The organism is Microbacterium sp. JZ101, assembly GCF_053903175.1.
Genome location: NZ_CP096400.1, coordinates 3,515,597 through 3,540,207 on the forward strand (window position 1 = coordinate 3,515,597; position 24,611 = coordinate 3,540,207).

At 72.0% G+C, this 24,611-nt stretch carries 24 protein-coding genes, 2 tRNA genes and 1 riboswitch; of the genes, 4 read left to right on the forward strand and 22 right to left on the reverse strand.

Features of this window, described 5'->3' with window-relative positions; genetic code table 11:
• Nucleotides 1-397: 397 nt before the first annotated feature.
• The 12 genes from M1D56_RS16135 to M1D56_RS16190 all read right to left on the reverse strand — a co-directional run bounded on the left by M1D56_RS16135 (nt 398) and on the right by M1D56_RS16190 (nt 11,385).
• A complete protein-coding gene (locus tag M1D56_RS16135; RefSeq protein ID WP_456284212.1) occupies nt 398-1,309 on the reverse strand; it encodes a hypothetical protein in 912 nt (303 codons plus the stop codon).
• A complete protein-coding gene (locus tag M1D56_RS16140; RefSeq protein ID WP_421074856.1) occupies nt 1,306-1,983 on the reverse strand; it encodes a response regulator transcription factor in 678 nt (225 codons plus the stop codon). Before M1D56_RS16140 ends, M1D56_RS16135 begins: the two co-directional genes overlap by 4 nt.
• Nucleotides 1,971-3,233, reverse strand: coding sequence for a histidine kinase (locus tag M1D56_RS16145; protein WP_456284213.1), 1,263 nt, complete (start codon nt 3,231-3,233; stop codon nt 1,971-1,973). Before M1D56_RS16145 ends, M1D56_RS16140 begins: the two co-directional genes overlap by 13 nt.
• A gap of 78 nt (nt 3,234-3,311) precedes the next feature.
• Complete coding sequence (locus M1D56_RS16150; protein WP_456284214.1) at nt 3,312-4,460, reverse strand: ThiF family adenylyltransferase; 1,149 nt, start codon at nt 4,458-4,460, stop codon at nt 3,312-3,314.
• On the reverse strand, nt 4,457-5,221 hold the full coding sequence (locus tag M1D56_RS16155) for a thiazole synthase (RefSeq protein ID WP_271172504.1): 765 nt from the start codon (nt 5,219-5,221) through the stop codon (nt 4,457-4,459). The genes M1D56_RS16150 and M1D56_RS16155 overlap by 4 nt, the downstream gene beginning before the upstream one ends.
• Nucleotide 5,222: 1 nt before the next feature.
• Nucleotides 5,223-5,462, reverse strand: coding sequence for a sulfur carrier protein ThiS (thiS, locus tag M1D56_RS16160; protein WP_271172505.1), 240 nt, complete (start codon nt 5,460-5,462; stop codon nt 5,223-5,225).
• Nucleotides 5,459-6,634 (reverse strand): FAD-dependent oxidoreductase, encoded by a 1,176-nt coding sequence (locus M1D56_RS16165; RefSeq protein ID WP_456284215.1) that lies wholly within the window; start codon nt 6,632-6,634, stop codon nt 5,459-5,461. The genes thiS and M1D56_RS16165 overlap by 4 nt, the downstream gene beginning before the upstream one ends.
• Nucleotides 6,621-8,351: a phosphomethylpyrimidine synthase ThiC gene (gene thiC, locus M1D56_RS16170; protein ID WP_456284216.1), complete on the reverse strand. Its 1,731-nt coding sequence runs from the start codon at nt 8,349-8,351 to the stop codon at nt 6,621-6,623. The genes M1D56_RS16165 and thiC overlap by 14 nt, the downstream gene beginning before the upstream one ends.
• A riboswitch (TPP riboswitch) is annotated at nt 8,350-8,457 on the reverse strand. It overlaps the preceding gene by 2 nt.
• A gap of 39 nt (nt 8,458-8,496) precedes the next feature.
• Entirely contained in the window at nt 8,497-9,366 is an 870-nt protein-coding gene (panB, locus tag M1D56_RS16175) for a 3-methyl-2-oxobutanoate hydroxymethyltransferase (protein ID WP_456284217.1), read from the reverse strand.
• Nucleotides 9,363-9,752 carry an aspartate 1-decarboxylase gene (gene panD, locus M1D56_RS16180; RefSeq protein WP_271172509.1) on the reverse strand — a complete coding sequence of 130 codons (390 nt, stop codon included), beginning with the start codon at nt 9,750-9,752 and terminating at the stop codon, nt 9,363-9,365. The genes panB and panD overlap by 4 nt, the downstream gene beginning before the upstream one ends.
• Nucleotides 9,752-10,603 carry a pantoate--beta-alanine ligase gene (gene panC, locus M1D56_RS16185; RefSeq protein ID WP_456284218.1) on the reverse strand — a complete coding sequence of 284 codons (852 nt, stop codon included), beginning with the start codon at nt 10,601-10,603 and terminating at the stop codon, nt 9,752-9,754. The genes panD and panC overlap by 1 nt, the downstream gene beginning before the upstream one ends.
• On the reverse strand, nt 10,600-11,385 hold the full coding sequence (locus M1D56_RS16190) for a DUF2520 domain-containing protein (RefSeq protein WP_456284219.1): 786 nt from the start codon (nt 11,383-11,385) through the stop codon (nt 10,600-10,602). The genes panC and M1D56_RS16190 overlap by 4 nt, the downstream gene beginning before the upstream one ends.
• A 180-nt stretch (nt 11,386-11,565) precedes the next feature.
• Between M1D56_RS16190 and M1D56_RS16195 the strand changes: the two genes are divergently transcribed.
• Entirely contained in the window at nt 11,566-12,129 is a 564-nt protein-coding gene (locus M1D56_RS16195) for an NUDIX hydrolase (RefSeq protein ID WP_456284220.1), read from the forward strand.
• A 111-nt stretch (nt 12,130-12,240) separates the two neighbouring features.
• Here M1D56_RS16195 and M1D56_RS16200 read toward each other — a convergent pair whose 3' ends face one another.
• Nucleotides 12,241-13,257, reverse strand: a complete 1,017-nt coding sequence (locus M1D56_RS16200) for a sugar phosphate isomerase/epimerase family protein (protein ID WP_456284221.1) — start codon at nt 13,255-13,257, stop codon at nt 12,241-12,243.
• On the reverse strand, nt 13,254-14,453 hold the full coding sequence (locus tag M1D56_RS16205) for a Gfo/Idh/MocA family protein (RefSeq protein ID WP_456284222.1): 1,200 nt from the start codon (nt 14,451-14,453) through the stop codon (nt 13,254-13,256). Before M1D56_RS16205 ends, M1D56_RS16200 begins: the two co-directional genes overlap by 4 nt.
• 139 nt (nt 14,454-14,592) lie before the next feature.
• Between M1D56_RS16205 and M1D56_RS16210 the strand changes: the two genes are divergently transcribed.
• Together M1D56_RS16210 and M1D56_RS16215 are read left to right on the forward strand one after the other, a co-directional pair.
• Nucleotides 14,593-15,579, forward strand: a complete 987-nt coding sequence (locus tag M1D56_RS16210) for a LacI family DNA-binding transcriptional regulator (RefSeq protein ID WP_456284223.1) — start codon at nt 14,593-14,595, stop codon at nt 15,577-15,579.
• Between the two features lie 100 nt (nt 15,580-15,679).
• Nucleotides 15,680-16,099: a hypothetical protein gene (locus M1D56_RS16215; RefSeq protein ID WP_456284224.1), complete on the forward strand. Its 420-nt coding sequence runs from the start codon at nt 15,680-15,682 to the stop codon at nt 16,097-16,099.
• A 57-nt stretch (nt 16,100-16,156) separates the two neighbouring features.
• Here the strand turns inward: M1D56_RS16215 and M1D56_RS16220 are convergent.
• The 6 genes from M1D56_RS16220 to aztB all read right to left on the reverse strand — a co-directional run bounded on the left by M1D56_RS16220 (nt 16,157) and on the right by aztB (nt 20,815).
• Nucleotides 16,157-16,229, reverse strand: a tRNA-Ala gene (locus tag M1D56_RS16220).
• A 14-nt stretch (nt 16,230-16,243) separates the two neighbouring features.
• Nucleotides 16,244-16,317 (reverse strand) — tRNA-Ile (locus tag M1D56_RS16225).
• Between the two features lie 184 nt (nt 16,318-16,501).
• The gene (gene aztD, locus M1D56_RS16230) at nt 16,502-17,704 is read right to left on the reverse strand and encodes a zinc metallochaperone AztD (RefSeq protein WP_456284225.1); all 1,203 of its coding nucleotides are present in this window, start codon (nt 17,702-17,704) and stop codon (nt 16,502-16,504) included.
• 23 nt (nt 17,705-17,727) lie between these two features.
• Complete coding sequence (gene aztC, locus M1D56_RS16235) at nt 17,728-18,627, reverse strand: zinc ABC transporter substrate-binding protein AztC (protein WP_456284226.1); 900 nt, start codon at nt 18,625-18,627, stop codon at nt 17,728-17,730.
• Nucleotides 18,624-19,871 carry an ABC transporter gene (locus tag M1D56_RS16240; protein WP_456284227.1) on the reverse strand — a complete coding sequence of 416 codons (1,248 nt, stop codon included), beginning with the start codon at nt 19,869-19,871 and terminating at the stop codon, nt 18,624-18,626. The genes aztC and M1D56_RS16240 overlap by 4 nt, the downstream gene beginning before the upstream one ends.
• 14 nt (nt 19,872-19,885) lie before the next feature.
• Nucleotides 19,886-20,815, reverse strand: coding sequence for a zinc ABC transporter permease AztB (aztB, locus tag M1D56_RS16245; protein ID WP_456284228.1), 930 nt, complete (start codon nt 20,813-20,815; stop codon nt 19,886-19,888).
• Between the two features lie 55 nt (nt 20,816-20,870).
• Between aztB and aztA the strand changes: the two genes are divergently transcribed.
• Nucleotides 20,871-21,500 carry a zinc ABC transporter ATP-binding protein AztA gene (aztA, locus tag M1D56_RS16250; RefSeq protein ID WP_456284229.1) on the forward strand — a complete coding sequence of 210 codons (630 nt, stop codon included), beginning with the start codon at nt 20,871-20,873 and terminating at the stop codon, nt 21,498-21,500.
• 58 nt (nt 21,501-21,558) lie between these two features.
• Here the strand turns inward: aztA and M1D56_RS16255 are convergent, their stop codons facing one another.
• Together M1D56_RS16255 and gyrA are read right to left on the reverse strand one after the other, a co-directional pair.
• Nucleotides 21,559-21,963 (reverse strand): DUF3566 domain-containing protein, encoded by a 405-nt coding sequence (locus tag M1D56_RS16255; RefSeq protein ID WP_271172522.1) that lies wholly within the window; start codon nt 21,961-21,963, stop codon nt 21,559-21,561.
• Complete coding sequence (gene gyrA / locus M1D56_RS16260; RefSeq protein ID WP_456284230.1) at nt 21,960-24,524, reverse strand: DNA gyrase subunit A; 2,565 nt, start codon at nt 24,522-24,524, stop codon at nt 21,960-21,962. The genes M1D56_RS16255 and gyrA overlap by 4 nt, the downstream gene beginning before the upstream one ends.
• Between the last annotated feature and the right edge of the window lie 87 nt (nt 24,525-24,611).

Sequence of the window (24,611 nt, forward strand, 5' to 3'; positions counted from 1 at the left end):
ACGATCCGGGATGTCCGCTCTGCACGTCTTTCGGAACCTCACCCCGTTTCGACTCGCTCCGCTCGCTCAACGACCGGACCCGGGGCATCCCGCAGCGACCGAGACGATCCGGAATCTCCCTCCGGACAATGAGCAGCGACCGAGACGATCCGGAGCCTCCCTCCGGACATTGAGCGAGGGAGCGCAGCGACCGAGACGATCCGGACTCCCCCTCCGGACATTGAGCGAGGGAGCGCAGCGACCGAGACGAAATGCCGCAACCCAGCCTCCGAACGCCCCCGCGTTTCGACTCGCTCCGCTCGCTCAACGACCGGGCCCGGGGCATCGCGCAGCGACCGAACGCGCAGCGAGCCGGCCCCGGGCGGAACCCGGGGCCGGCTCGCGGTGCGGCAGCCCGTCAGCGCGCGGAGGCGCCACCCGGTCGGAGGGTCGCATCCCCTGCCGCGACCTGCACCGAGATCTCCCGCGGCGACGAGCTCTCGACGTCGAGGCGGTTGTCGAAGTCGCCTGCCGAGACGTCGGAGCGCACGGCGTAGGTCTCGTCGGGGAGCACGAGGTCGAGCGAGCCCGCGCTCACGTCGACCGTCACCTCGGCGGGCGCGTCGCCCGTGAGCTCGGCGTCGAGACGACCCGCAGCGACCGTGAAGCCGGCCTCCGCGACGTCGGCGAGCGCGAGGTCGGCCTGGCCCGCGCTCAGATCGACCTCGAGCGACGCGACCGAGCCGTCGAGGCTCAGGTACCCCGCCCCGACCTCGGCGTCGACCTCGCCGAAGTCGCCCTCGGCCGTGAGGCTGCCGCCCGAGAGCGAGAGGTCGACATCGAGGCCCGCGCCCTTCAGGCGCTCCGGCAGCGTCAGCACGACGGTCTGCTCGTCGTCGAACCAGTCGCCGCCGAACCAGTCGCCGCCGAACCACCAGCCGCGGAAGAACCCGTCGCGGCGGTCGACCGACAGCTCGCCGCCGTCGCGCGAGACGCGCCATCCGTCATCCGCGTTCGTCACCTCGAGCACGGCCTCGTCGACGTCGCCGTAGGCGATCGCGAAGGAGGCCCCGGAGGCGTCGATGTCGAGGGAGGTCACGCCGGCGGCCGCCGCCGTGAGGGTCTCGTCGACCGAGAACGCGCCGCGCGCCGCGGCGACGCCCGAGCCGATGGCGGTGCCCAGCAGCGCCACGCCGCCGATCACCGCGACGACGAGCGCGACGACCTTGCCGCCCGATGCGGGAGGGGTGGGAGGGGCCGGGCGCGGGGGCACGGCCGCGGGATCGTACGCCGACGCATCGAAGGCCGGCGGGGTGGTGGGGGTGCTCATCGTGTCGCTCCTGTCTGGGGCGTTCCGCCCGTGTTCTCGATGTGGGCGAGAGCTGCGAGAACGCGGCGGTTGCCCGACTCGTCCGGCTCGAGGCCGAGCTTCTGGAAGATGGAGGTGACGTACTTCTCGACGCTCGCCTCCGAGACGAAGAGCACGCCGGCGATCGCCTGGTTCGACTTGCCCTCCGCGATGAGAGCGAGCGTCATGCGCTCGCGCTCCGTGAGCCGCGTCATCCGCTCGTCGCGGGTGCGCCGGCTGAGCAGCTGCGCGACGACCTCGGGGTCGAGCACGGTCGCGCCCTGCGCGATGCGGTCGACCGACTCGACGAACTCCGCGACGTCGGCCACCCGGTCCTTGAGGAGGTAGCCGATCGCGCCGCCCTGCGCCGTGATCAGCTCGCTCGCGTAGCGCTCCTCGACGTACTGCGAGAGGACGAGGACGGGGAGCTCGCGATGAGCCGCCCGCACCTCGATCGCCGCGCGGATCCCCTCGTCGGTGAAGGTCGGGGGAAGGCGCACGTCGAGGATGCAGAGATCCGGGGCGGATGCCTCCACGGTCGCCAGCAGGTCGCTCGCGTCGGGAAGGGCCGCGACGATCTCGTGGCCGGCGTCCTCGAGGAGGCGCACGAGGCCCTCGCGCAGGAGGACCGAGTCCTCGCAGATCAGGATGCGCATGGCACGCTCACCTCCAGGGCGGTCGGTCCGCCGTTCGGGCTGTCGAGGCGGACGGTGCCGCCCGCCGACAGGATGCGGTTCGAGATGCCGTCGAGGCCGCCGCCGGGGAGCACGCGTGCCCCGCCGATGCCGTTGTCCTCGACGCGGGCCCAGAGCACGCCGTCGTCGCGGCGGCGCACGATCACCCGGCATTCCGCGGCACGCGAGTGCTTCGCGGCGTTCGTGAGCGACTCCGCGATCGCGAAGTAGACCGCCGCCTCGGCCTCCCGGCTGCACCGGCCGTCCATCCGCACGTCGAGATGCACGGGGATGTGCGAGCGCCCGGCGAGCGCGGACAGGGCCGCGTCGAGGCCGCGGTCGTCGAGCACGGACGCGTGGATGCCGCGCGCGAGCTGGCGGAGCTCGGTGATGGCCGCCTTCGTCGAGGTGTGCGCCTCCTCGATCAGCGAGCGGGCGGCATCGGGGTCGCTGTCGATCTTCTGCTGGGCGAGGCCGAGGGTCATCCCGACGGAGACGAGACGGGGCTGCACGCCGTCGTGGAGATCGCGCTCGATGCGCGTCCGCTCCACCTCGGAGGCGCGCACGGCCCCCGCTCGCTGCGCGTCGGAGGTGCGGGCCTGCGCGGCGAGCTGCTCCTCCTGCGACGGCACGACGATCGCGCGGCTCAGCACGCCGTGCAGGAGCGCGAGCCCGACGATCCCGGCAGCGGTCACGATGACGCCCAGGATGCCGGCGAGCGGCGCCCACGCGGCGGCGAACTCGAGGCCGAACGCGCCGCGCACCGTGTCCGCGCCCGAGAGAGGAGCGAAGCAGATCGCGATGGACCAGATGAGCAGGCGGAAGAGCCCCATGACGATCACGCCGAAGACCGTCGCGATCGCGAGGTTGGCGATCGCCCGCCACATGCGCGGGTCGACCGCCTGACGCAGGAGCGTGCGGAGCCAGCCGCCGAAGCCGGGGCCGACGCGGGGGCGCCATGCGAGCGCGGGCAGGCCGAAGCCGTACAGCCCGTCGACACGCGCGGTCTCGAGCCAGGCGACGGCGAAGAGGACGTAGACGAAGGCGACGAGCAGCAGGAGCCCGAAGCCGAGGAGCGGGAGGGTGCCGAGGCCGAAGCCGAGCAGCCCGAAGAGAGCGGTGAACGCGAAGGCGCCCAGGAAGCCGAGCGCCGCGAGATGGGCGATCGCCCCGGCCACCCGGAGCGGGCGCGACGTCCTCGCGGTCGAAGCGGAGGCGAGCTGTGTGGTCATGCCTCCAAGCTAGGGCGGCCCTCGCGCGGGCGCCCCAGAGTCAGCCGGAGACGTTCTTTCGGGTTTTCCCGAATAGCGTCACGGCGCCGCGGCGCACGTCGGCGCCGCGGTCTGCTCGAGCGCGTGCCACGCCGAGATCCCGCCCGCGAGCGAGCGGAGCGGATGAGCGCGCCACTCCGGGCGCCCGCGGAGCACCTCGGCCGCGCGGCGCGACCGCACCCCGAGGGCGCAGTGCACGACGACCTCGCGCCGCTCGACGAGCGCACGCCGCACGGCTTCGGGCGGCTCCTCCCCCGCCTCGATCTCGTCGAGCGTCCAGCGGACGGCATGCGGGATGGCCCCGGGCTCGGATGGGGCGCGCACGTCCACGACGAGAGGCGCGGCGCCACCGGCCAGGGCAGCGCGGAGCTCGGCGGCCGAGACGATCGGCACCGCGCCATCCGCCGGGGCTTGCGCCGGGCCATCCGCTGGGGCCTGCGCCGGGCCATCCGCCGCGAAAGCGACCTCGCGCCATCCGGCGCCGAGTGCGTCCACGACGACGACGCGGCCGAGGAGGGGGCGTCCTGCTCCCGTGATGAGCTTGATCGCCTCGGCCGCCATCTGGGCGCCGACGAGCGCGCACAGCGGGCCGAACACGCCCGCCGTCGCGCAGTCGAGCGCCGCTCCCGGCGCATCCGGGTAGAGGTCGCGGTAGCGCATGCCGCGCTCGGCCCAGACGACCCCGACCTGGCCCTCCCACCGGAGGACCGACCCCCAGACGAGGGGAAGGCCGAGCGCCGCCGCCGTGTCGTCGACGAGGTACCGCGTGGCGAAGTTGTCCGAGCCGTCGACGACGAGGTCGTAGTCCGCGAGAACGCCGGCCGCACTCCGCGCATCCAGACGCAGGGCGTGCGCGCGCACCTCGATCCCGGGGTTCCGCGCCGTGATGGCGTCGCGTGCGGAGGCCGTCTTCGGTCGTCCGATGTCCGCGACCCGGTGGATGACCTGGCGCTGCAGGTTGCCGAGCTCGACGGCGTCGTCGTCGACCACGCCGAGCACGCCCACCCCCGCCGCGGCGAGCGCCAGCAGCACGGGCGAGCCGAGGCCGCCCGCGCCCACGACGAGCACGCGCGCCGCACGGAGGCGGCGCTGCGCGGCATCGCCCATGCCGGGCAGGATGAGCTGCCGGCCGTACCGCTCCCGCTCCTCGTCGGAGAGCACCGGACCGGGCGCCACGAGCGCCGTCACAGGACCGCCATCCCCTCGGTCTCCGACGATGCGCGGGCATGCCGCCGCCGGGGGATGCGCCCCGCGTGCGCGGCGAGATGGCCCGCCTCGACGGCATGGCGGAACGCGGCGGCCATCCGCACGGGGTCGTGCGCGCGGGTCACCGCGGTCGCCAGGAGCACCGCGTCGCAGCCGAGCTCCATCGCGAGCGCCGCCTCCGACGCCGTGCCGAGGCCCGCGTCGAGCACGACGGGAACCGATGCGCGCGACACGATGAGCTCGATGTTGTGGGGGTTGAGGATGCCGAGGCCCGTCCCGATCGGCGCGCCGAGGGGCATGACAGCCGCGACCCCGAGCTGCTCGAGCCGCAGCGCCGTGACGGGGTCGTCGTTCGTGTACGCGAAGACCGTGAAGCCCTCCGCGACGAGCCGCTCCGCGGCGTCGAGCAGCTCGACCGGGTCGGGCAGGAGCGTCGTGTCGTCGGCGACGACCTCGAGCTTGATCCAGCTCGTGCCGAACGCCTCGCGCGCGAGCTCGGCCGTGAGCACCGCGTCGTGCGCCGTGCGGCAGCCCGCGGTGTTGGGGAGGAGGCGGATGCCGCGCTCGCGCAGCAGGGCGTAGAGGCCGCCCGCTCCGCTTCCGTATCGCCGCACGGCGACCGTCGTGAGCTCGGTGCCCGACGCCCGCAGAGCCTCGTCGAGCACCTCGAGGCTCGGCGCACCGCCCGTGCCGACGATGAGCCGCGACGACAGGGCGACGCCGTCGATGACGAGCGGCTCCACGTCAGCCGCCCTGCGCCGCGGTGAGCACCTCGACCCGCGCGCCCGGGCCGAGCCGATGCGACCCCCAGCGGGCGCGCGGCACGAGGACCGCGTCGACCGCGACCGCGACGCCGAGGGGCGCGCCGTCCTCGGCCGTGCCCTCGGGCGTCACCGCGCGGCCCGTGAGCGCCGAGACGACCGTCGACACCGCCGCCCCCTCGGGCAGCCGCAGAGCACTTCCGTTGACATCGATCTCGATCATGCGAGGACTCCTTCACGGTCACGGGGCGCGGCGTCGCGCCCGGGTTGGAGGCGGGTGGGGGCGAACCGCCCAGGGTCGAGCAGGTCGGCCTCGACGCCGCGCGGCGGGGCGACGTCGTCGACGATGCGGCGGCAGAGGTCTGCGATGAGCGGGGCGAGCAGCACGCCGTTGCGATGCGTTCCCGTCGCGACGACGAGGCCCGGGGCAGTCCGCCCGACGAGGGGCAGATGATCGGGGGTCGCCGGACGGGCGCGGGCGGTCGCCTCGACGAAGCGGTACTCGTCGACGAGCGACATCACCTCGGCCGCATCGCGCAGCAGCGCCGACACGCCCCCCGCGGAGACCGCGTCGTCGGCGTCCTCGCGCTCGGTCGCGCCCACGACCAGCCCGCCGTCGACGCGCGGCACGAGGTAGACGGCACGCCCGCGGACGAGGGAGCGGACCGTGTGCGCGAGGCGCGGGAGGCCCGCGGCGTGGAGGCGGAGGATGTCTCCGTGCACCGGGCGCAGCACGCCGGGCGGCGTCGCGCCCAGGTCCGCCGCGCCGAGCGCGTTCGCGACGACCACCTCGGCCGCGGCGATCGCTGTCCCGTCGGAGAGCTCGACACCGTGCACAGCACCGCCCCGCCCGCGCAGCAGGCGCCTCGCCGCGAGCGGACGGAGAGCGGATGGCGCGAGCGCGCCCCGAAGCGCGCGGACGAGGGCACGCGGATCGACGCGATGGTCGCCGTCCGCCGCGTACGCGCACGAGAGTCCGGGCGCGAGCAGAGGCTCGGCGGCCCGCGCTTCTCGGACGCTCCGTCGCTCCGCCTGCACCGCGGGCGCCGCGTCCACGAGCTCGACGATCCGACGGCGGTCGGCGTCGTCGACCCCGACGAGAAGCGTCGGGGCGGCCTCGTACCCGCACGCCGCAGCGCCGCCGGGCAGCGATGCGACGAAGTCGGGGTATGCGGCCGCCGCGGCGCGGTGGAGCGCCACGGCAGCGCGCTCGGTGTGCTGGAGCTCGCCCGCGGGGCTCAGCATTCCGGCCGCGGCATACGTCGCGCCGTCTCCCGGGCGGGGGTCGATGAGTCGCACCGAGCGCCCCGCGCGCGCACACGCGACGGCGATCGCCGTGCCGACGACCCCTGCGCCGATGACGGCGACGTCGACCCTGCTGTCAGCTCCGGACACGGGGCTCGTCGAGGTAGACGGACGCGCCGGCGGCGACGAACTCCTCGGACTTCCGGCGCATGGCCGCGATCGCCTCCTGCTCCTCGGCGCCGCCGAAGCGGTCGCGGATGTCCTGGGAGATCCGCATCGAGCAGAACTTCGGGCCGCACATCGAGCAGAAGTGCGCCGTCTTGGCCGGCTCGGCCGGGAGCGTCTCGTCGTGGAAGGCCTCGGCCGTGTCGGGGTCGAGCGAGAGGGCGAACTGATCGCGCCAGCGGAACTCGAAGCGCGCCTTCGACAGCGCGTCATCCCGATCCCGCGCCCCCGGATGGCCCTTCGCGAGGTCGGCCGCGTGCGCCGCGATCTTGTACGTGATGACGCCCGTCTTCACGTCGTCGCGGTTGGGCAGCCCCAGGTGCTCCTTGGGCGTGACGTAGCAGAGCATCGCGGTGCCCCACCGTGCGATCTCGGTCGCGCCGATCGCCGAGGTGATGTGGTCGTACCCCGGGGCGACGTCGGTGACGAGGGGGCCGAGCGTGTAGAAGGGCGCCCCCGAGCAGAGCTCCTGCTGGCGCTCGACGTTCTCCCGGACCAGGTGCAGCGGCACGTGCCCGGGCCCCTCCACCATGACCTGCACGTCGTGCTCCCACGCCCGGTGCGTGAGCTCGGCGAGCGTGTCGAGCTCGGCGAACTGCGCCGCGTCGTTGGCGTCGGCCGTCGAGCCGGGGCGCAGGCCGTCGCCGAGCGAGAACGCGACGTCGTACTGCGCGAAGATCTCGCACAGCTCGTCGAAGTGCGTGTAGAGGAAGTTCTCGCGATGGTGGGCGAGGCACCAGCCCGCCATGATCGAGCCGCCGCGCGAGACGATGCCCGTCACCCGCTCTGCCGTGAGCGGCACGTAGCGCAGCAGCACGCCCGCGTGGATCGTCATGTAGTCGACGCCCTGCTCGCACTGCTCGATCACGGTGTCGCGGAAGATCTCCCAGGTGAGGCGATGCGCCTGCCCGTCGACCTTCTCGAGCGCCTGGTAGATCGGGACCGTCCCGATCGGCACGGGCGCGTTGCGGATGATCCACTCGCGGGTCGTGTGGATGTCGTCGCCCGTGGAGAGGTCCATGACCGTGTCAGCGCCCCACGTCGTCGCCCACTGGAGCTTCTCGACCTCCTCGGCGATCGAGCTCGTGACGGCCGAGTTCCCGATGTTCGCGTTGATCTTGACGAGGAACGCCCGCCCGATGATCATGGGCTCGCTCTCGGGGTGGTTGATGTTGCTCGGGATGATCGCGCGCCCCGCCGCGAGCTCCGAGCGGACGAGCTCGACGTCGCACCCCTCGCGCAGCGCGACGAAGCGCATCTCGGGCGTGATGACGCCCTGCCGCGCGTAGTGCATCTGCGTCACGCGCCGGCCGGGACGTGCGCGGCGCGGGCGGGCGGACTCTCCCCGCCACTCCGCGGAGGCGGCGCCGCGCCGCGCGGCCGCTCGGCCGTCGTCGTGAAGGTCGCGCGGGCGCCCGTCGTACTCCTCGACGTCGCCGCGTGCGGCGATCCAGTCGGCCCGCAGCGGCGGCAGTCCCCGCACCGGGTCGCTGCCCGGGCCCGACGTCCGATAGGCCGTGAACGGCTCGTTCCGCTCGCCCTTCGGCGAGTCCGTGAGCGCGATGCGGGTGACCGGCACCCGGATCCCGTGCTCGTCGTCGTGCAGATATGCGAGCGAATGCGTCGCTTCCAGGGTGCGCAAAAGAGCTGCTCCTACTTCCTACGCCGGCATGACCCGAACAGGTTCGACGGTCGCGAGCAGCGTCAGCTCGTTCTCAGCCCCTGCTGGGACTCCCGTGTGGACCGGATCAGAGTAGCAGGGAGCCGCGGCCGCGCAAGTCGGCGGGTCAGAGCGCGTCGAGCAGCTCCCTCAGACGGGCAGATTCCTCTTCGGGCATGGAGTAGCCGTGCTCGGTCGCGGGGTACTGTCCCGCGCGGACTTCCGTGACATAGCGCTCGACGCCGGCGATCATGTCCCCCCGCAGCTCGGCGTACCGCTTGACGAAACGCGCCGCACGACCCCCGTATATGCCGAGAAGGTCATGGAATACGAGCACCTGGCCGTCGGTGGCGGGGCCCGCTCCGATGCCGATCACGGGGACGTTCATCCGGGGCATCAGGGCGTCTGTGACGTCGCTCGGGATCGCCTCGAAGACGATCGCGAAGCACCCGGCCTCCTGCAGCGCGAGTGCGCTCTCGCACACCGCGAGTGCGTCGTCGGCGGTCCGCCCCTGCGCGCGGTATCCGCCGAGGGCGGTCGCCGTCTGCGGCGTGAGGCCGACGTGCCCCATGACGGGAATGCCCGCGCGGACGATGGCGCGCGCGCGATCGACCGACGTGCCGCCGCGCTCGATCTTGACCGCGTCGCATCCCGTCTCCTTCACGAAGCGCTGCGCGGTCGCGACGGCGATCTCGTCGGAGGCCTCGTACGAGCCGAACGGCAGGTCCGCGACGAGCAGAGGGCTCTGCAGACCCCTGCGGACCGCGGCCGTGAGCATGATCATCTCGTCGACGGTGACGGGCACGGTGCTGTCGTATCCGAGCACCGTCATCGCGGCCGAGTCGCCCACGAGCACGACGTCGACGCCCGCCGCCTCGGCGACCTGCGCACTGGGATGGTCGTAGGCGGTCACCATCGCGATGCGCTCGCCTGCGGCCTTGCGCGCGGCGAGGTCGGCCGGCGCGACGCGCGGGCGGGCCGCCGGCCGCGTGCTCATGCGCGCGCCGTCAGGAGACGGTCGACCGCGTCATCGACCTGGATGATGCCGTTGCCCCGGTCGACGTGCACGACGACGGGCTCGTACGTCTCGAGGTCCTTCTCGTCGTACTCGGCGTAGGAGACGACGATGATCGTGTCGCCCGCGTGCACGAGCCGGGCGGCAGCGCCGTTGACCTGCATGACCCCCGAGCCCCGCTCCCCCGCGATCGTGTACGTCTCGAAGCGCGCGCCGTTGTCGACGTCGAGCACGTGCACCTGCTCGTGCTCGAGGATGTCCGCCGCCTCGAGCAGATCGGGGTCGATCGTGATCGAGCCGACGTAGTTGAGGTCGCTTCCCGTGATGGTGGCGCGATGGATCTTCGACTTGAGCATGATGCGGCGCATCAGGATTCTCCCTTGAGGATGCGGTTGTCGATGAGGCGTGCGGCGCCGACCCTGGCCGCGACCGCGAGCAGCGCGTCCCGATCGACGCGGACGAGAGGACGGAGGTGCTCGGCGTCGCGCAGCTCGAGGTACTCGGGCTCGATGCCGACCTCCGCGAGGACGGATCGAGCGGCCGCGAGCAGCACCGCGCCATCCCGCTCGCCCCGCGCCGCGAGATCCTCCGCCGCGGTCAGCGCCCGGTTCAGAGCGGTCGCCTGCGCCCGCGCTGCGGCATCGAGGTAGACGTTGCGCGAGCTCATCGCGAGGCCGTCCGGCTCGCGGACGATCGGGCACGCCTCGATCCGCACGGGCAGGTCGAGGTCGCGGACGAGCCGGCGCACGACGAGCACCTGCTGCGCGTCCTTCTGTCCGAAGAAGGCGACGTCAGGGGTCACGATCGAGAGCAGCTTGGCGACGACGGTGGCGACGCCGTCGAAGTGGTGCGGGCCGCGGTGTGCGCCGCACAGCACGTCGGTGATGCCGGACACATGGATGGTCGTGGCGAAGCCGTCGGGATACATCTCGGAGACGGGCGGCGCGAAGAGGATGTCCGCTCTCGCCTCCTCGGCGAGCGCGGCATCCCTGGCCTCGTCGCGCGGATAGGAGCCGAGGTCCTCGTTCGCCCCGAACTGCGTCGGGTTGACGAAGAGCGACACGACCACGACGTCGGACGCCTCCCGCGCACGGCGCATGAGCGAGAGGTGTCCCTCGTGGAAGGCCCCCATCGTGGGCACGAGGCCGATCGAGGCGCCCTCGGCTCGCGCGGTGCGCACGGCGGCGCGCATGTCGGACACGGTGCGCACGATCCTCATGTCGTGTGCTCCTTCCTGCGTGCGAGCGCGCGGGTCGCCTCGCACAGCTCGTCGAAGAGCGGGACGAGCTCGGGACGGCCGGCCGAGATCGCGGCGCGCTGGCGCTCGACCGTCTCCTCGTCCCCGCGGGCGATCGGGCCCGTCAGGGCTGTCGCGGGTCCTCCCGACGCCCAGTTCTCGACGGTGCGCCGCACGAGCGGCGCGAGGAGCAGGCGCGCCTCCTTGGCCGGGATGCCCGCGGTCTCGGCGATCCGCTCCGCGGCATCGGCGATGGTCACGAGGAAGTTCGCCGCGACCGACGCGGCTGCGTGGTAGGCCGCCCGGTGGGCCTCATCGAGAGGGAACGCGCGTGCGCCGAGCAGGAGCGCGATGCCCGTCGCGGTCTCGAGCGCCTCGTCCGAGCGCGCCGCGACCGCGCACGCGACACCGCGGAACACGGCCGGGTCGTCATCGCCGGTGAACGTCTGCAGGGGGTGGAGGCCGAAGTCGACATCGTGGATCGGCACCGCGCCGGAGGTGTGGCCGATCATCCGCCCCGCCGCCGTCGCGGCGTGCGCAGCGGCAGCGATCTCGCCGTCCGGAACGCACAGCAGCACGACCGGCGCGTCGGGGATCTCCTCGCCGCGCCCGACCGGGCCGTGCACGACGACGCCGGCCGCCCGGAGGGCACGGGCGATGCTCCGGCCGAGTCGGCCGGGGCCGACCACCGTGACGCTCTCGAGGGCGCTGTGCGGGGTGCGGAGGATGCTCATGGTCTCGGTGCGCGGGGAAGCGCGCGACATGAGTATCCGCCTCATGGGCCGATCGGGCAAAATCGGGCGGCAATGTGCACAGTGGTACCGGTCAGTGTCTTGCCGATCTGCTCCCTGATTCGTTTCATGTCTGTGCATGGTGATTTCACCGACGACTGTCGGCCACTCGGATCCTCGCTCCGGTCCCCGGCCTGTGACAGGCTCGAAGCCGTGATCGACCCGCGCTCGTCCCTGCTCGCGTCCGCGCGCGAGGCCGTCGCCCTGGTGGGGCCGTCGGTCCCCGCGCACGACGACTTCGTCGCGGCTCTCGAGGCGCACGGCGCGGCCGCGCTCGACCGCGAGGGACCGCCCGCGCACCTCACGGCGAGCCTGTTCGTCTTCGACTCGACCGGCGAGCAGATCCTCCTCTGCCTCCACGGCAAGGGGAGGTTCTGGGTGCAGCCGGGCGGCCACCTGGAGGCCGGGGACACGTCGCTCGCGCAGGCCGCCGCACGCGAGCTCGAGGAGGAGACGGGCGTGTCCCGCGGTCTCCTCCGCGACGTCCGGGTCGTCGATCTGGACCACCATCCGCTGAGCTCGCGGTTCGGCCGATGCGCATCGCACCTCGACGTCGGCGTCGCGGCCGTCGTCGACCGCGACGCCGTCGCCCTCCAGGTCAGCGATGAGTCGGACGACCTGGCGTGGTTCCCCCTCGACGACCTGCCCTCGCCGCTGCCGCCCGCCTTCGACGAGCGCCTCGCACGTGTGCGGGCGGCGTACGCGGTCGCCCGCTGACACATCCCTCTGCAAGGCGCCATCGGCCATCCCTCCCCCGGTCGTTGAGCGAGCGAGGAACGAGCGAGTCGAGACGCCGCGACCCGGCCTCGAGAACCGCCCTGTGCGAACTCACCCCTGCCCGAGCGACTCCTGCAGAGCTCGATCGGCGTCCCGCAGCACGGCCGCGGCCACCTGGAGCCCTTCGACGCGGCCGAGCTCGACGTCCTCGTGCTCGATGTTGACCCACATGTCCGGGTCGACCTCGTGCAGAGCACGGAGGAACTCCGTCCAGTACGCCGTGTCGTGCCCCTTGCCGAGCGCGACGAAGTCCCAGGCGGCGGGCTTCGGCCATTCGTTCGCCCATTCGTCGCCCCCGAGGCCCGTGCGCGACTCGGACGGGTCGAGCCGCCGGAAGCCGTTGTCGAGCACGCCGTAGAGCTGCGCGGTCTCGCGGTTGATGCGGACATCCTTCGCCGCTGCGTGGAAGACGAGCTCGCCCAGCTCTCGCACGACCGCGACGGGGTCCATCTGCTGCCAGAAGAGGTGCGACGCGTCGAGCTCGACGCCGATGTGCGTCGCGCCGGTCGTCTCGACGAGACGATGCACGTCGCGGGTGTTGAAGACGACGTTCTGCGGGTGCAGCTCGAGCGCGACCTTGACGCCGTGGTCGACAGCGAGTCGGTCGATCTCCCGCCAGAAGTCGCCGACGACCCGCCACTGGTAGTCGAGCACGTCGAGGTGCGCCGAGTTCCAGGCGTTCACGATCCAGTTCGGGAATCGCGCCGTCTCGTCGGACCCGGGCAGACCCGACATCGTGACGACGCGCGTCTGACCCAGGCGGGCGGCGAGGCGGATGGATCGGCGCACGTCCTCCGCGTGGCGCGCGCGGATGTCCGCCTTCGCGTGCAGCGGGTTGCCATTGCAGTTGAGGCCGGCGATCTCGACGCCGGTCCCCTCGAACTGCCCGAGGAAGTCGTCGCGCGCGGCGTCGGACACGAGGATGTCGTCGAGGGACGGGATGTGGACCGCCGGCAGGAATCCGCCCGCGTTCAGCTCGATCCCCGTGAGACCGAGCGACGCGACGACCTCGAGCGCCTCGGGAAGCGCGCGGTCGTGCAGGATCGCGTTGTAGACACCCAGCCTCATGCGCGCACCTCCTGCGGGATCGCGACCGCCGCGCCGTGTCGCGCGGCAGACTCCGTCACCGCCTGGAGCAGCCGCATGTTGCGGACTCCCTCCTCGAACGTCGCGCACCGCGGCAGCGATGCCGCCTCCTCGATGCCGGCGACCTCCTCGAGGAACGCCCGCGCCTGGTACACGAAGCCCTCGTTCTGACCGAACCCGACACCGGTCGCGTCCATGGCGAGACCTCCTCTGAGGTACGGATGCTCGGGGCCGAGGAGCACCCGCCGGAAGCCGCGCTGCGCGACCGGGCCCTCGTTGAGCATGAGTCCGATCTCGGACGGCGTGCGGAAGTCGAACGACGCCGAGCCGTTCTCGCAGAACACCTCGAGGACGAGCGTGTTCGCGTGCCCCGAGGCGACGCGGGAGACCTCGATCGCCCCTGCTCCGCCATCCGCGAAGTCGAACGAGAACGCGGCGTAGTCGTCGTTCTCGACCGTGTCGAACGTGTCCGACACGGCGCCGTGCTCGTGGCCGATGACGGCGCCGAGGGGCTCGGGGCGCTCGGAGATCACGGTGGCGAAGCGCCCACCCGACACCTCCGCGATGTCGCCGCCGATGAACTCGGCGATGTACGCGAGGTGGCTGCCCACGTCGGCGAGCGCTCCCGAGCCCTGCGCGCCCTTGAAGCGCCAGCTGATCGGGATGTGCGGGTCGGCGGCGTAGTCGGTCCAGTAGCGTCCGCTGACGTGGAGCACGCGGCCGAGCACGCCGCTGCGCACGAGGTCACGGAGATACGCGATGCCGGGCGAGCGCCGATAGGTGAAGCCGACGCGCGCGATGCTCGTCGCCGAGCGCGCGGCGTCGGCCATGGCGACCGCATCGTCGAGGCTGTCGCTGAGCGGCTTCTCGCACAGGACGTGCTTGCCGGCGGCGAGGAGCCCTTCGACGATCTCGCGGTGGAGATGGTTCGCGACGACGACGCTGACGACGTCGATGTCGGGCGCCTCGGCGATCGCCTGCCACGACGTGTCGCTGCGCTCATAGCCGAAGCGCCGCGCGGCGAGGGCGCCGAACTCGGCGTTCACGTCGCCGATCGACACAAGGCGGATGGGCGGAAGCGTCGAGACGTAGACGGTGGACGCCGCACGGTACGCCGCGGCGTGGGCGCGGCCGGCCATGCCGGCTCCGATGACGGCGACTCCGAGGCTCTCGGGCATCGGCTCTCTCCTTCGAGGTCTCGCCCGGCCTTCCGGCCGCGGCGTCATTGCAGGTGCGAGGATGGGGATGAACCGCGCGTTGGAGCGGTACAACGATCACGGTAGACTACGACGTAATGTCCTGTCAAAGGGGAATCTCATGACCGCGTCCCGACCGACGATCTACGACGTCGCCCAGCGCGCAGGCGTGTCGAAGTCGCTCGTCTCCCTCGTTCTCCGCGGCTCGCCCAAGGTCAGCCCGGAGCGGCGTCGCGCGGTCGAGGAGGCCATCCGCGCACTCGACTACCGTCCGAGCCGAGCCGCCACCGCGCTCGCCGGAGTGCGCACACGCAACATCGGCCTCGTGATCGACGACTTCCGCAACCTCTGGTTCGTCGACCTCCTCGACGGCATGCGCGATGTGCTCGACCCCGCCGGCTTCCAGGTCAGCGTGGCCGACCTCCGCCGAGACGCGCACGCGGTCGAGGGCTTCATCGCGACCCATGCCGAGGCCGTCGTCGTCGCCGCCGAGCCGGACGCGGCGGCCCTGCGCATCCCCGTCCCGGTCGCCGTCGTCGGCGGGCGCGCGGGCTCGATCCCCGGCGCGGACACGGTCGCGAACGACGACACCGAGGGCGCGCGGATCGCGACGCGGCATCTCCTCGAGCTCGGCCATCGTCGCATCGGGCATCTCACCGGCGGAGGAGGGTCGGCGGCCCTGCGGCGCGCTGCGTACACCCGTGTGATGCGCGAAGCCGGGCTCGATCCGCTGCTGACCGGCGGTGAGCACGAGACGAGCGACGAGGGGGGCTACCGCGCGGCACGGCAGCTGCTCGAGGCGCATCCGGACGTGACCGCGATCTTCGCGTCGAACGACGTCATGGCGCTGGGCGCCGCGGCCGCCCTGCGCGACCGAGGTCTCGCCATCCCGCATGACGTGTCGCTCGTCGGCTACGACGACTCGCCCCTCGCGAACAGCCGCTACCTGTCGTTCACGACGATCGACGATCGCAGCCGCGACGTGGGAGCGGAGACCGCGCGCGCCATCCTCGCCCGACTCGACGACCCCGAAGCCGAGCCCCGGCACATCCGCCTCTCGCCGACGCTCATCGACAGGGGATCGACGGCGCCGCCCCTCGCACGGTAGAGAAGGGTCGTCAGCCGCGCCCTCTCCTGCAGCGCGTCGGCAGCGAGTGTTCCCCGTCCGTTCACCGCAGGCCGCCCTCGCCGTGCGACGCTGACGGTGGATGGAGAACGCAGACGCGATGCCGCTGCCGGCGATCCTGGCGATCGCCGGCTTCTTCACCGTGATCGTCGCGATCGCCGTCGTGGTCGCCCGGGCGCTCGCGCGGAGCTACCGGCCGGTCGTCGAGGAGAGGTCCCGCGCCGACCGCCTCCAGGTGAGCGGAGTCCGGGTCGAGGCGAGCGTCACGGCGTGGGCGAAGCACCCGGGCGGCGGCGAGGAGGCCCCGGCGATGCGCCTGCACGTGCGCTTCCCGTTCCGCGGATCCTCGCACGATGCGGAGCTCGTCGTCCGCATCGACCGCGCGCTCGTCGCCGGCTTCTCCCCAGAGTCGACCGTCCACCTGCTTGTCGATCCCGCTGATCCGGGTGATGTCGCGATCGATCGATCCCGCAGCCCCGTCGAGCTGCCGCGCTCCCGGTGAGCTCCGACGCGGAAACGCGAATCGCCCCGGCCGAGTGGCCGGGGCGATTCCTGCGTGTGGAGCCTAGGAGATTCGAACTCCTGACATCTTGCTTGCAAAGCAAGCGCTCTACCAACTGAGCTAAGGCCCCGAGAGGAGACGGAGTGGGGCTACCAGGACTTGAACCTGGGACCTCTTCATTATCAGTGAAGCGCTCTAACCGCCTGAGCTATAGCCCCGTCTTGCGAGAGCCGAACTCTCAACCTGCAAGAGCATACCCGAACCGGGAGGCCGGCGCCAATCGACGCCGCCCTCCCGGGGGTGTCGCACCCGATCGCCGGTGAGACTAGCCCCGGTCGCCGATACCTGCGCCCGGAGCGCTAGTCCGGGCGACGGGGGCTAGTCTCACCGGAAAGGGGCCGCTCAGCCGAGCGCCACCGCGATCTCGTTGGGCGCGGCGTCGAGCTCGACGGTCGCGACGGTCTCGCCCGTCGTCAGGTCGACGGCGTGCACGGCGTTCGACGCGGGCTCGGTGACGTAGGCGATGTCGCCGTTCACCTTGATCGTGGGGTGCGGGTCCTGCCATTCGGCCGGCCCCTCCCACGCCTCCACGACGGGGAACGCGTCGACGATCTCGCCCGTCTCGGGGTCGAGCACGTGGATCTGTCCGTCGGTCGAGAGGATGTACGCGAGATCCTCCGGCCCGCGCACGACATCGCGGTACGTGTACTGCACCTCGTCTGGCAGCTTCACGACCTCGTAGGTGTGCGCGGCGGTGTCGATGAGCGTCACCGCGTTGAGCAGGTAGCCCTCGGCGTCGGGGTCGCTCTTGTAGTCGCCGACGACGATCGGGCTCGTCTCCGAGACGTACGCGTTGCCCATCCGCCCGTACTCGTCGGGCGCCGTGAACTTCTCGAACGCGCCGTCGTGGAAGAGGAGCGCGCCATCCTCGCAGCCGAAGATCACGGCCTCACCGGCCGCGGTCCCCTCGCCGTGGATGCCGGGGCACTCGTCGCTCGACGCGAGCTCGTCCCAGTGGTCGTCGTGCGCGTGGAGCGCGACGGCACCCGACCGCGCGGTCTCGTCGCCGACGGTCGTGAGCAGCGTGCCGTCCTCGAGGACGATCGAGACGCCGTGGTGCGCGGCCTCGGAGCGGTGCGTCTCGCCCTCCGGGAGCGCGTCGTAGCCACCAGCGAACACGTCGGTGTCGAGGATGGTCGTCTCGCTCGTCGCGTCGTCGTAGAGCACCGTCTTCCCCTCGTGCACGACGACGTGCCCGGCGGCAGCCGCCTCGAACACGAGGTCGGTGAGCTCGGGCGCTCCCGTGTCGAGGATCTGGAACCCCTTCGACGTGGTCACGGTGATCGTCCGTCCGTCGCCGAACGGATTGAGCCGCGTGAACTCCTCGGTCTCGAAGGTGTTCACCACCTCGAGCGAGGTGCCGTCGAGCACCGCGATGCCGTTCTCGTAGGCCACCGCGACGCGACCCTCCGCCGGAGCCGCCGGCTCCTCGCTCGCGGTGTCGGGGGCGGCACCTGAGCCCGACGTGGTCGCGCACGCGGTCGCGAGGAGGGAGACCCCCGTGATCACGGCCGCCGCCGTCAGACGTCGTGTGTGTCGTGTCATCGTGTTCCTTTCCGGGATGGCCTTCAGCTCAGGCCCTGGGAGATGCGCTCGGTGTTCGCGCGCGTCATGGTGAGGTAGGTGTCGGCGCCCTCTCCGGGCTCCGTGAGCGACTCCGTGAAGAGCTCGACGACGTCGACCTCGATTCCGACCTCGCTCGCGAGCACCTGCACGAGCCGGTCGGGCTGCGATGACTCCGCGAAGATCGTCGGAACCCCCGCCTCCTCGATCGCGCCCGCGAGGTCGCGCAGGTCGGCGGCGCTCGGCGCCGCGAGGGTGGTGCCGCCGGGGATGACCGCGCCGATCACGCGGAAGTCGAAGCGGTCGGCGAGGTATCCGAAGACGTGGTGGTTCGTCACGAGGGCACGTCGCTCCTCGGGGATCGCCGCGAACGCCGCGGTCATCTCCTCGTCGAGCGTCGCGAGCTCGCTCCGATAGGCGTCCGCGTTGCCTCCGACGACGGCGGGATCTATCCCCGGGATGTCGGCGACCGCCGCCTCGAGCGCATCGACGACCTCGACCATCCGCGCAGGGTCGGTCCAGAAGTGCGGGTCCGGCGCACCGCCCTCGGCGTACGGCAGGACGTCGACGACGTCGCCGGCCGCGAGCATCCGCGCCCCCTCCGCCTCCGCGCGGTCGAGGTGCTGCTGCAGCCCCTCCTCGAGGCCGAGCCCGTTCGACACGATGAGGTCGGCATCGCCGAGCGACGCGGCCTCCTGTGCCGAGATCTCGAAGGAGTGCGGATCGGCGTTGCGCTTCATGAGGGTGAGCACCTCCGCCTCGTCGCCCACGACGCTCTGCACGACGTCGCCGAGGATGTTCGTGGTCACGACGATCCGCGGCGTCTCGTCCGCGGGGCCGATGGCCGCGCACCCGCTCACCGCGAGCGCGAGCGCAGCCAGCAGCCCGGCAGCCATCCGCCTCATCGCCCGACCTCCGCGACGAACGCGGGAGCCGTCGGCGTCTCGAGCGATCGCGCGACGCGCGCGCCGTCGGCGTAGGCGATCTCGTGGACGACCCCCTCGAGCGGCGCGTTCACGTACGCCCGCTGCGCATCGACCGTGAGCGAGACGCCCGCGAGCGCGTCGGCGTCGGCCAGTGTCTGCGGCAGGAGCGGCTCGGACGCCCCGATCTCCGCACCGGTCTCGGCGAGGTAGACGCGCACGCGGCCCTCCGCATCGAGCGCGACGACGTGACCGTCCGCGTCGTCGACCGCCGCGACACGCAGAAGCGGTGCCTCCGTCTCGACGAGCCGCCACGCCCGCTCCCGGGTGTCGAGCAGCCAGAAGCCGCGCTCCCCCGCGAGAGCGGCGACCGTCGGGCGCCCCTTGCGGCCATCGAACGCGGTCGCACGCTCGGCGGTCGTCCCCTCGGGGTACGGGATGCGCTCGAAGACGGGCTCGCCGCGGTCGACCGTCGCGAGCACGGCGCCGTCGGCGCAGCCGACGACGAGCCCGACCCGCGTCGTGATCGTGCCCTCGGCGTCGACGCACGGCGTCTCGACCTGCGCCTGGTGGCCCTCTGCCGTGACGAAGCGGAGGCTCTGCACGCGACCGTCCGCGTCGGCCTCGCTCACGAGCGCGCCCGCACCGAGCGGCGCGATGACGCCGTCGGCGGAACCGGCGTCGAGACGCAGCGTCTCGACGATCTCGCCGTTCGAGAGCGCCTTGTTGTCGAGCAGCACGGCGTCGGCGCCGAGGACGATGCCCGTCGCGCCGGCCGTCGCGAGCGGTCCCGTCGAGACCGCGGCGGTGCCCGACCCCTCGAGCGTGCCGACGAGGCGCGGCTCCGCGCGGTAGTAGTGGAAGTGGTCGACGTGATCCCAGGTCCACGTGCCGCTGTCGACGATCTCGACCCCGGCCTCGGTCGTCGCGAAGACGTAGCGGCCATCCGTCGCGACCGCGGTCGGAGCGCCGATCTCGCCGAGCTCGACGGCCGTTCCGTCGAGCAGGTCGAGCACCCCGACGGCCCCCTCCTCGTCGATCGAGACGAGCTGAAGCGGCGGCTCGTCGACCTGAGCGGCCCCGGCCACCGATCCGTGTCCGTCGGCTGCCGGTGACGAGCTCGTCGGCGGCTCGGCCGCGGGTGCTGTTCCGGCGCATCCGGCGAGGAGCAGAGCTCCCGCACCCAGGGCGATCGAGAGTCGGAGGCGGGGGAGGTTTCGGGTCATGGGTTCCTTCCGGGTCATCGGATCGCCGCCGTTCGGGCGATGTGCGGTTCGCGCGGGCGCGCGGTCGCGGAGGCGTGCCTCGGCCCATCCGGGGTCTGCGCGCCATGGGTCGCCGTGCGGCGGCGCATGCGGTCGATGCTCGATCGGACGACGCCCGACAGCGCCGCGAGGAGGATGGCGCTGCCCGCGATCGAAGCGCCGGCCGCGGTGCCCGCGTTCCACGACACGAGGAGGCCCACGAGCACCGAGAGCGCGCCGATCGCGCCCGCGAGCGCCATCGTGACGGGGATGCGGGTCGTCCAGGGCCGCGCGGCGACCGCCGGTGCGAGCAGGAGCCCCACGACGAGCAGCGACCCGACGGCCTGATACGACGAGACGACCGCGAGCGTCACGAGCCCGACCAGCGCGAGCTGCGCGCGACGGGGGCGCAGGCCGAGGGTGTGCGCGATGCGGCGGTCGAACGCCGACGCGACGAACGCGCGATGGAACAGGGCGGCGACCGCGACGGTGACGACGAGCGCGCCGGCGAGGAGCGCGATGTCGCCGAGGTCGACCGCGAGGATGTCGCCGAAGAGCATGGCGGTGGCATCCGTGGCGAAGGTGCGCGAGTGCGACACGATGATCACGCCGAGGGAGAGCATCCCGACGAAGAGCAGGCCGATGCTCGTGTCGTACGACAGCCGCCCCCGCCGCTGCAGTGCTCCGATGGCCGCGCTCATCGCGACGGCGCTCACCGCGCCCCCGATGAGCACCGGCAGCCCCAGCACGGTCGCGATCGCGACGCCCGGGAGCATGCCGTGGCCGATCGCCTCGCCGAGGAAGGCCATCCCGCGGATGACCACCCAGGTGCCGACGATGCCGCAGATGAGGGCGACGAGCACGCCGCCGGTCAGGGCGCGAAGGACGAACGCCGTGCTGAGGGGATCGAGGAGCCAGGAGGACACGGTGGTCGAGCCTAACCCAAAATGAGAACGATTATCAATTGCTATAGTGGGCGGGATGCGCTCCCACCGCCCCGCCCTGCTCGCCCATTCGCTGTGCTTCGCCTACGGAGCGGAGGATGCCGTGCACGACATCTCCATGCATCTCGCCTTCGGCGAGGTGACGGCGATCGCGGGCGCCAACGGCTCGGGGAAGTCGACCCTCGTCGAGCTTCTCGCCGGCGTGCGCACGCCGCGGTCAGGTCGTGTCTCTCGAGACGGCGACGTCGCCCTCGTGGTGCAGCGCCCCGAGGCACCCGACACCCTGCCCGTGACGGTGCGCGAGACGGTCGCGATGGGCACCTGGGCGCGCGGGGCACGTCGTCGCCGAGCGGATGGCCGGCGAGCGGTCGCCGACGCGATCGCGCGCGTGGAGCTCACGGGGCTCGAGGAGCGCCCCCTCTCCAGCCTCTCGGGAGGGCAGCGTCAGCGCGCCCTGCTCGCGCAGGGGATCGTGCGTCGCCCGGCCATCCTGCTCCTCGACGAGCCCGCCGCCGGGCTCGACTCGCGCAGCCGCGACCGCACCCGCGCCATCCTGCGCGAGGAGGCCGCGCGCGGAGCGGCGGTCGCCTGCGTGACGCACGACGAGACGTCGATCGCGGCGGCCGACCGCGTCATCCGCCTCGAAGCGGGACGCGTGGTCGCCTGAGGCGAACGCGAAAGGGCCGGGCATCCGAGGATGCCCGGCCCTTCCCGCGTGAGGCGGGTCAGTTCGAGGTGAAGCCCACGAGCAGACCGCCCGTGATCTTCACGGCGAGGTTGTAGATCCCCGCCACGACCGCGCCCAGCACGGTCACGACGATGAGGTTGAGGATGGCCACCACCGCGGCGAACGCCATCACCTGCGGCAGCCCGACGAACGCGGACAGCGTCAGCTCGCCGTCGGAGAACGCCGCCATGAGCTCATCGGCCTGGGCGATGAGGCCCGTCGTCTGCACGACCATGTAGATGAGGAAGAACGTCACGATCGTCACGACGGCGAGCGCCACCGCGGCGAGGAAGGACAGCTTCACGGCCGACCAGAAGTCGACGTACACCAGGCGCAGACGCACCTGCTTCGCGCTGGTCTTGTGCGCCTGCTTCTTGGCGAGCTTGTCCGCTACTGTGCTCATGCGTCAGTGGTTCCTTCGGGGGTCTCGGATCCCGGGGCCGCCTCGTCGGCGTCTTCCCCGCTCTCGTCGCTCAGCCCGCGTTCGGTGTTTCGGGCGATCGCGAGGATGCGGTCGTTCTTGTCGGGCCGCGCGAAGACGACACCCATCGTGTCGCGGCCCTTCGCAGGTACCTCGGCCACGGCAGAGCGTACCACCTTGCCCTTTTCGAGAACCACGAGAACCTCGTCATCCTCCTGGACGATGAGGCCGCCGGCCAGCACGCCGCGGTCGTCGTTGAGCTTGGCGACCTTGATGCCGAGACCGCCGCGGCCCTGGACCCGGTACTCCTCGATCGCGGTGCGCTTGGCGTAGCCGCCGTCGGTCACGACGAACACGTACGAGCCGGGCGCCGCCACCGATGCCGACAGCAGGTCGTCGCCGTCGCGGAACGACATGCCCTTCACGCCGCTCGTCGAGCGGCCCATCGGACGCAGCGCGTCGTCGGTCGCCGAGAACCGCAGCGACATGCCGTGGTGGCTGATGAGGAGGATGTCGTCGTCCGCGTTCACCGTGAGCGCGCTGACGAGCTCGTCGCCGTCGCGCAGGTTGATCGCGATGATGCCGCCCTGGCGGTTCGAGTCGTACTCCGTGAGCCGCGTCTTCTTCACGAGGCCCGAGCGCGTCGCGAGCACGAGGTACTCGGCGTCGTCGTACGACTTCAGCTCGATCACCTGGGCGATCTGCTCATCGGGCTGCAGCGCGAGGAGGTTCGCCACGTGCAGGCCCTTCGCGTCGCGGCCGGCCTCGGGAACCTCGTAGGTCTTCGTCCGGTAGACGCGGCCCTTCGTCGTGAAGAAGAGGAGCCAGTGGTGGGTCGTCGTGACGAAGAAGTGCTCCACGACGTCGTCGGCGCGCAGCTGCGCGCCCTTCACGCCCTTGCCGCCGCGGCGCTGGGAGCGGTAGTTGTCGCTGCGCGTGCGCTTGATGTAGCCCTCGCGCGTGATCGTGACGACCATCTCCTCCTCGGCGATGAGGTCCTCGATCGACACGTCGCCATCGAAGCCGTGGAGGATGTGGGTGCGGCGCTCGTCGCCGAAGCGGTCGACGATCTCGGTGAGCTCCTCGCGGATGATCACGCGCTGACGGCCCTCGTCGGCGATGATCGCCTTGTAGTCCTCGATCTGCGCCTCGAGCTCCGTGGCCTCGTCGATGATCTTCTGGCGCTCGAGGGCGGCCAGGCGGCGCAGCTGCATCTGCAGGATGGCGTCGGCCTGGATGTCGTCGATCTCGAGGAGCGCCTTGAGGCCCTCGCGCGCCTCGTCGACCGTCGGGGAGCGGCGGATGAGCGCGATCACCTCGTCGAGGGCATCGAGCGCCTTGAGGTACGCGCGCAGGATGTGCATGCGCTCCTCGGCCTTGCGGAGGCGGAACTCCGTGCGGCGGACGATGACGTCGAGCTGGTGGGCGATCCAGTAGTGCACGAAGCCGTCGAGCGGGAGCGTGCGCGGCACGCCGTCGACGATCGCGAGCATGTTCGCGCCGAAGTTCGTCTGCAGCTCGGTGTGCTTGTAGAGGTTGTTCAGCACGACCTTCGCGACCGCGTCGCGCTTGAGCACGATCACGAGACGCTGGCCCGTGCGGCCGGACGTCTCGTCGCGGATGTCGGCGATCCCGGTGACCTTGCCCTCGCGGGCGAGCTCGCCGATCTTCACGGCGAGGTTGTCGGGGTTCACCTGGTACGGGAGCTCGGTGATCACGAGGCACGTGCGGCCCTGGATCTCCTCGATCTCGACGACCGCGCGCATCGTGATCGACCCGCGCCCCGTGCGGTATGCCTCGTGGATGCCCTTCGTGCCGAGGATCTGCGCACCGGTCGGGAAGTCCGGGCCGGGGATGCGCTGCATGAGGCCGCCGAGCAGCTCCTCGCGCGGCAGGTCGGGGTTCTCGAGAGCCCACAGGGCGCCGTCGGCGACCTCGCGCAGGTTGTGCGGCGGGATGTTCGTCGCCATGCCGACCGCGATGCCGACCGAGCCGTTGACGAGGAGGTTCGGGAAGCGCGCCGGGAGGACCGACGGCTCCTGGGTCTCGCCGTCGTAGTTGTCCTGGAAGTCGACGGTCTCCTGCTCGATGTCGCGCACCATCTCGAGCGCGAGCGGGGCCATCTTCGTCTCGGTGTATCGGGGCGCGGCCGCGCCCTGGTTTCCGGGCGACCCGAAGTTGCCCTGTCCCTGCGCCAGCGGGTACCGCAGCGACCAGGGCTGCACGAGGCGCACGAGGGCGTCGTAGATCGCCGTGTCGCCGTGCGGGTGGTACTGACCCATCACCTCGCCGACGACGCGGGCGCACTTCGAGAACTTCTTGTCGGGCCGGTAGCCGCCGTCGTACATCGCGTACACGACGCGGCGGTGCACGGGCTTGAGGCCGTCGCGCACATCCGGAAGGGCACGCCCCACGATCACGCTCATCGCGTAGTCGAGGTAGCTGCGCTGCATCTCCGACTGCAGGTCGACCTGGTCGATGCGGCCGTGGTTGTGGGCCGCCGTGAGGTCGGGGCGCTGCTCGTCGTTGCTCTCGTCAGTCATGGTCTCTCAGTTTCGGATCAGTTCGTGAGGTCGGCGTGCGACGTCTCGACTCGCTTCGCTCGCTCGACGACCGGGTGGCGTCTCGCT

Coding starts and splice junctions, on each gene's coding strand:
- M1D56_RS16135 (WP_456284212.1), bottom strand. CDS start 1,309: ATGAGCACCCCCACCACCCCGCCGGCCTTCGATGCGTCGGCGTACGAT.
- M1D56_RS16140 (WP_421074856.1), bottom strand. CDS start 1,983: ATGCGCATCCTGATCTGCGAGGACTCGGTCCTCCTGCGCGAGGGCCTC.
- M1D56_RS16145 (WP_456284213.1), bottom strand. CDS start 3,233: ATGACCACACAGCTCGCCTCCGCTTCGACCGCGAGGACGTCGCGCCCG.
- thiS (WP_271172505.1), bottom strand. CDS start 5,462: ATGATCGAGATCGATGTCAACGGAAGTGCTCTGCGGCTGCCCGAGGGG.
- panB (WP_456284217.1), bottom strand. CDS start 9,366: ATGAGCACGCGGCCGGCGGCCCGCCCGCGCGTCGCGCCGGCCGACCTC.
- panD (WP_271172509.1), bottom strand. CDS start 9,752: ATGCGCCGCATCATGCTCAAGTCGAAGATCCATCGCGCCACCATCACG.
- panC (WP_456284218.1), bottom strand. CDS start 10,603: ATGAGGATCGTGCGCACCGTGTCCGACATGCGCGCCGCCGTGCGCACC.
- M1D56_RS16190 (WP_456284219.1), bottom strand. CDS start 11,385: ATGTCGCGCGCTTCCCCGCGCACCGAGACCATGAGCATCCTCCGCACC.
- M1D56_RS16200 (WP_456284221.1), bottom strand. CDS start 13,257: ATGAGGCTGGGTGTCTACAACGCGATCCTGCACGACCGCGCGCTTCCC.
- M1D56_RS16205 (WP_456284222.1), bottom strand. CDS start 14,453: ATGCCCGAGAGCCTCGGAGTCGCCGTCATCGGAGCCGGCATGGCCGGC.
- M1D56_RS16210 (WP_456284223.1), top strand. CDS start 14,593: ATGACCGCGTCCCGACCGACGATCTACGACGTCGCCCAGCGCGCAGGC.
- M1D56_RS16215 (WP_456284224.1), top strand. CDS start 15,680: ATGGAGAACGCAGACGCGATGCCGCTGCCGGCGATCCTGGCGATCGCC.
- aztD (WP_456284225.1), bottom strand. CDS start 17,704: ATGACACGACACACACGACGTCTGACGGCGGCGGCCGTGATCACGGGG.
- aztC (WP_456284226.1), bottom strand. CDS start 18,627: ATGAGGCGGATGGCTGCCGGGCTGCTGGCTGCGCTCGCGCTCGCGGTG.
- M1D56_RS16240 (WP_456284227.1), bottom strand. CDS start 19,871: ATGACCCGAAACCTCCCCCGCCTCCGACTCTCGATCGCCCTGGGTGCG.
- aztA (WP_456284229.1), top strand. CDS start 20,871: ATGCGCTCCCACCGCCCCGCCCTGCTCGCCCATTCGCTGTGCTTCGCC.
- M1D56_RS16255 (WP_271172522.1), bottom strand. CDS start 21,963: ATGAGCACAGTAGCGGACAAGCTCGCCAAGAAGCAGGCGCACAAGACC.
- gyrA (WP_456284230.1), bottom strand. CDS start 24,524: ATGACTGACGAGAGCAACGACGAGCAGCGCCCCGACCTCACGGCGGCC.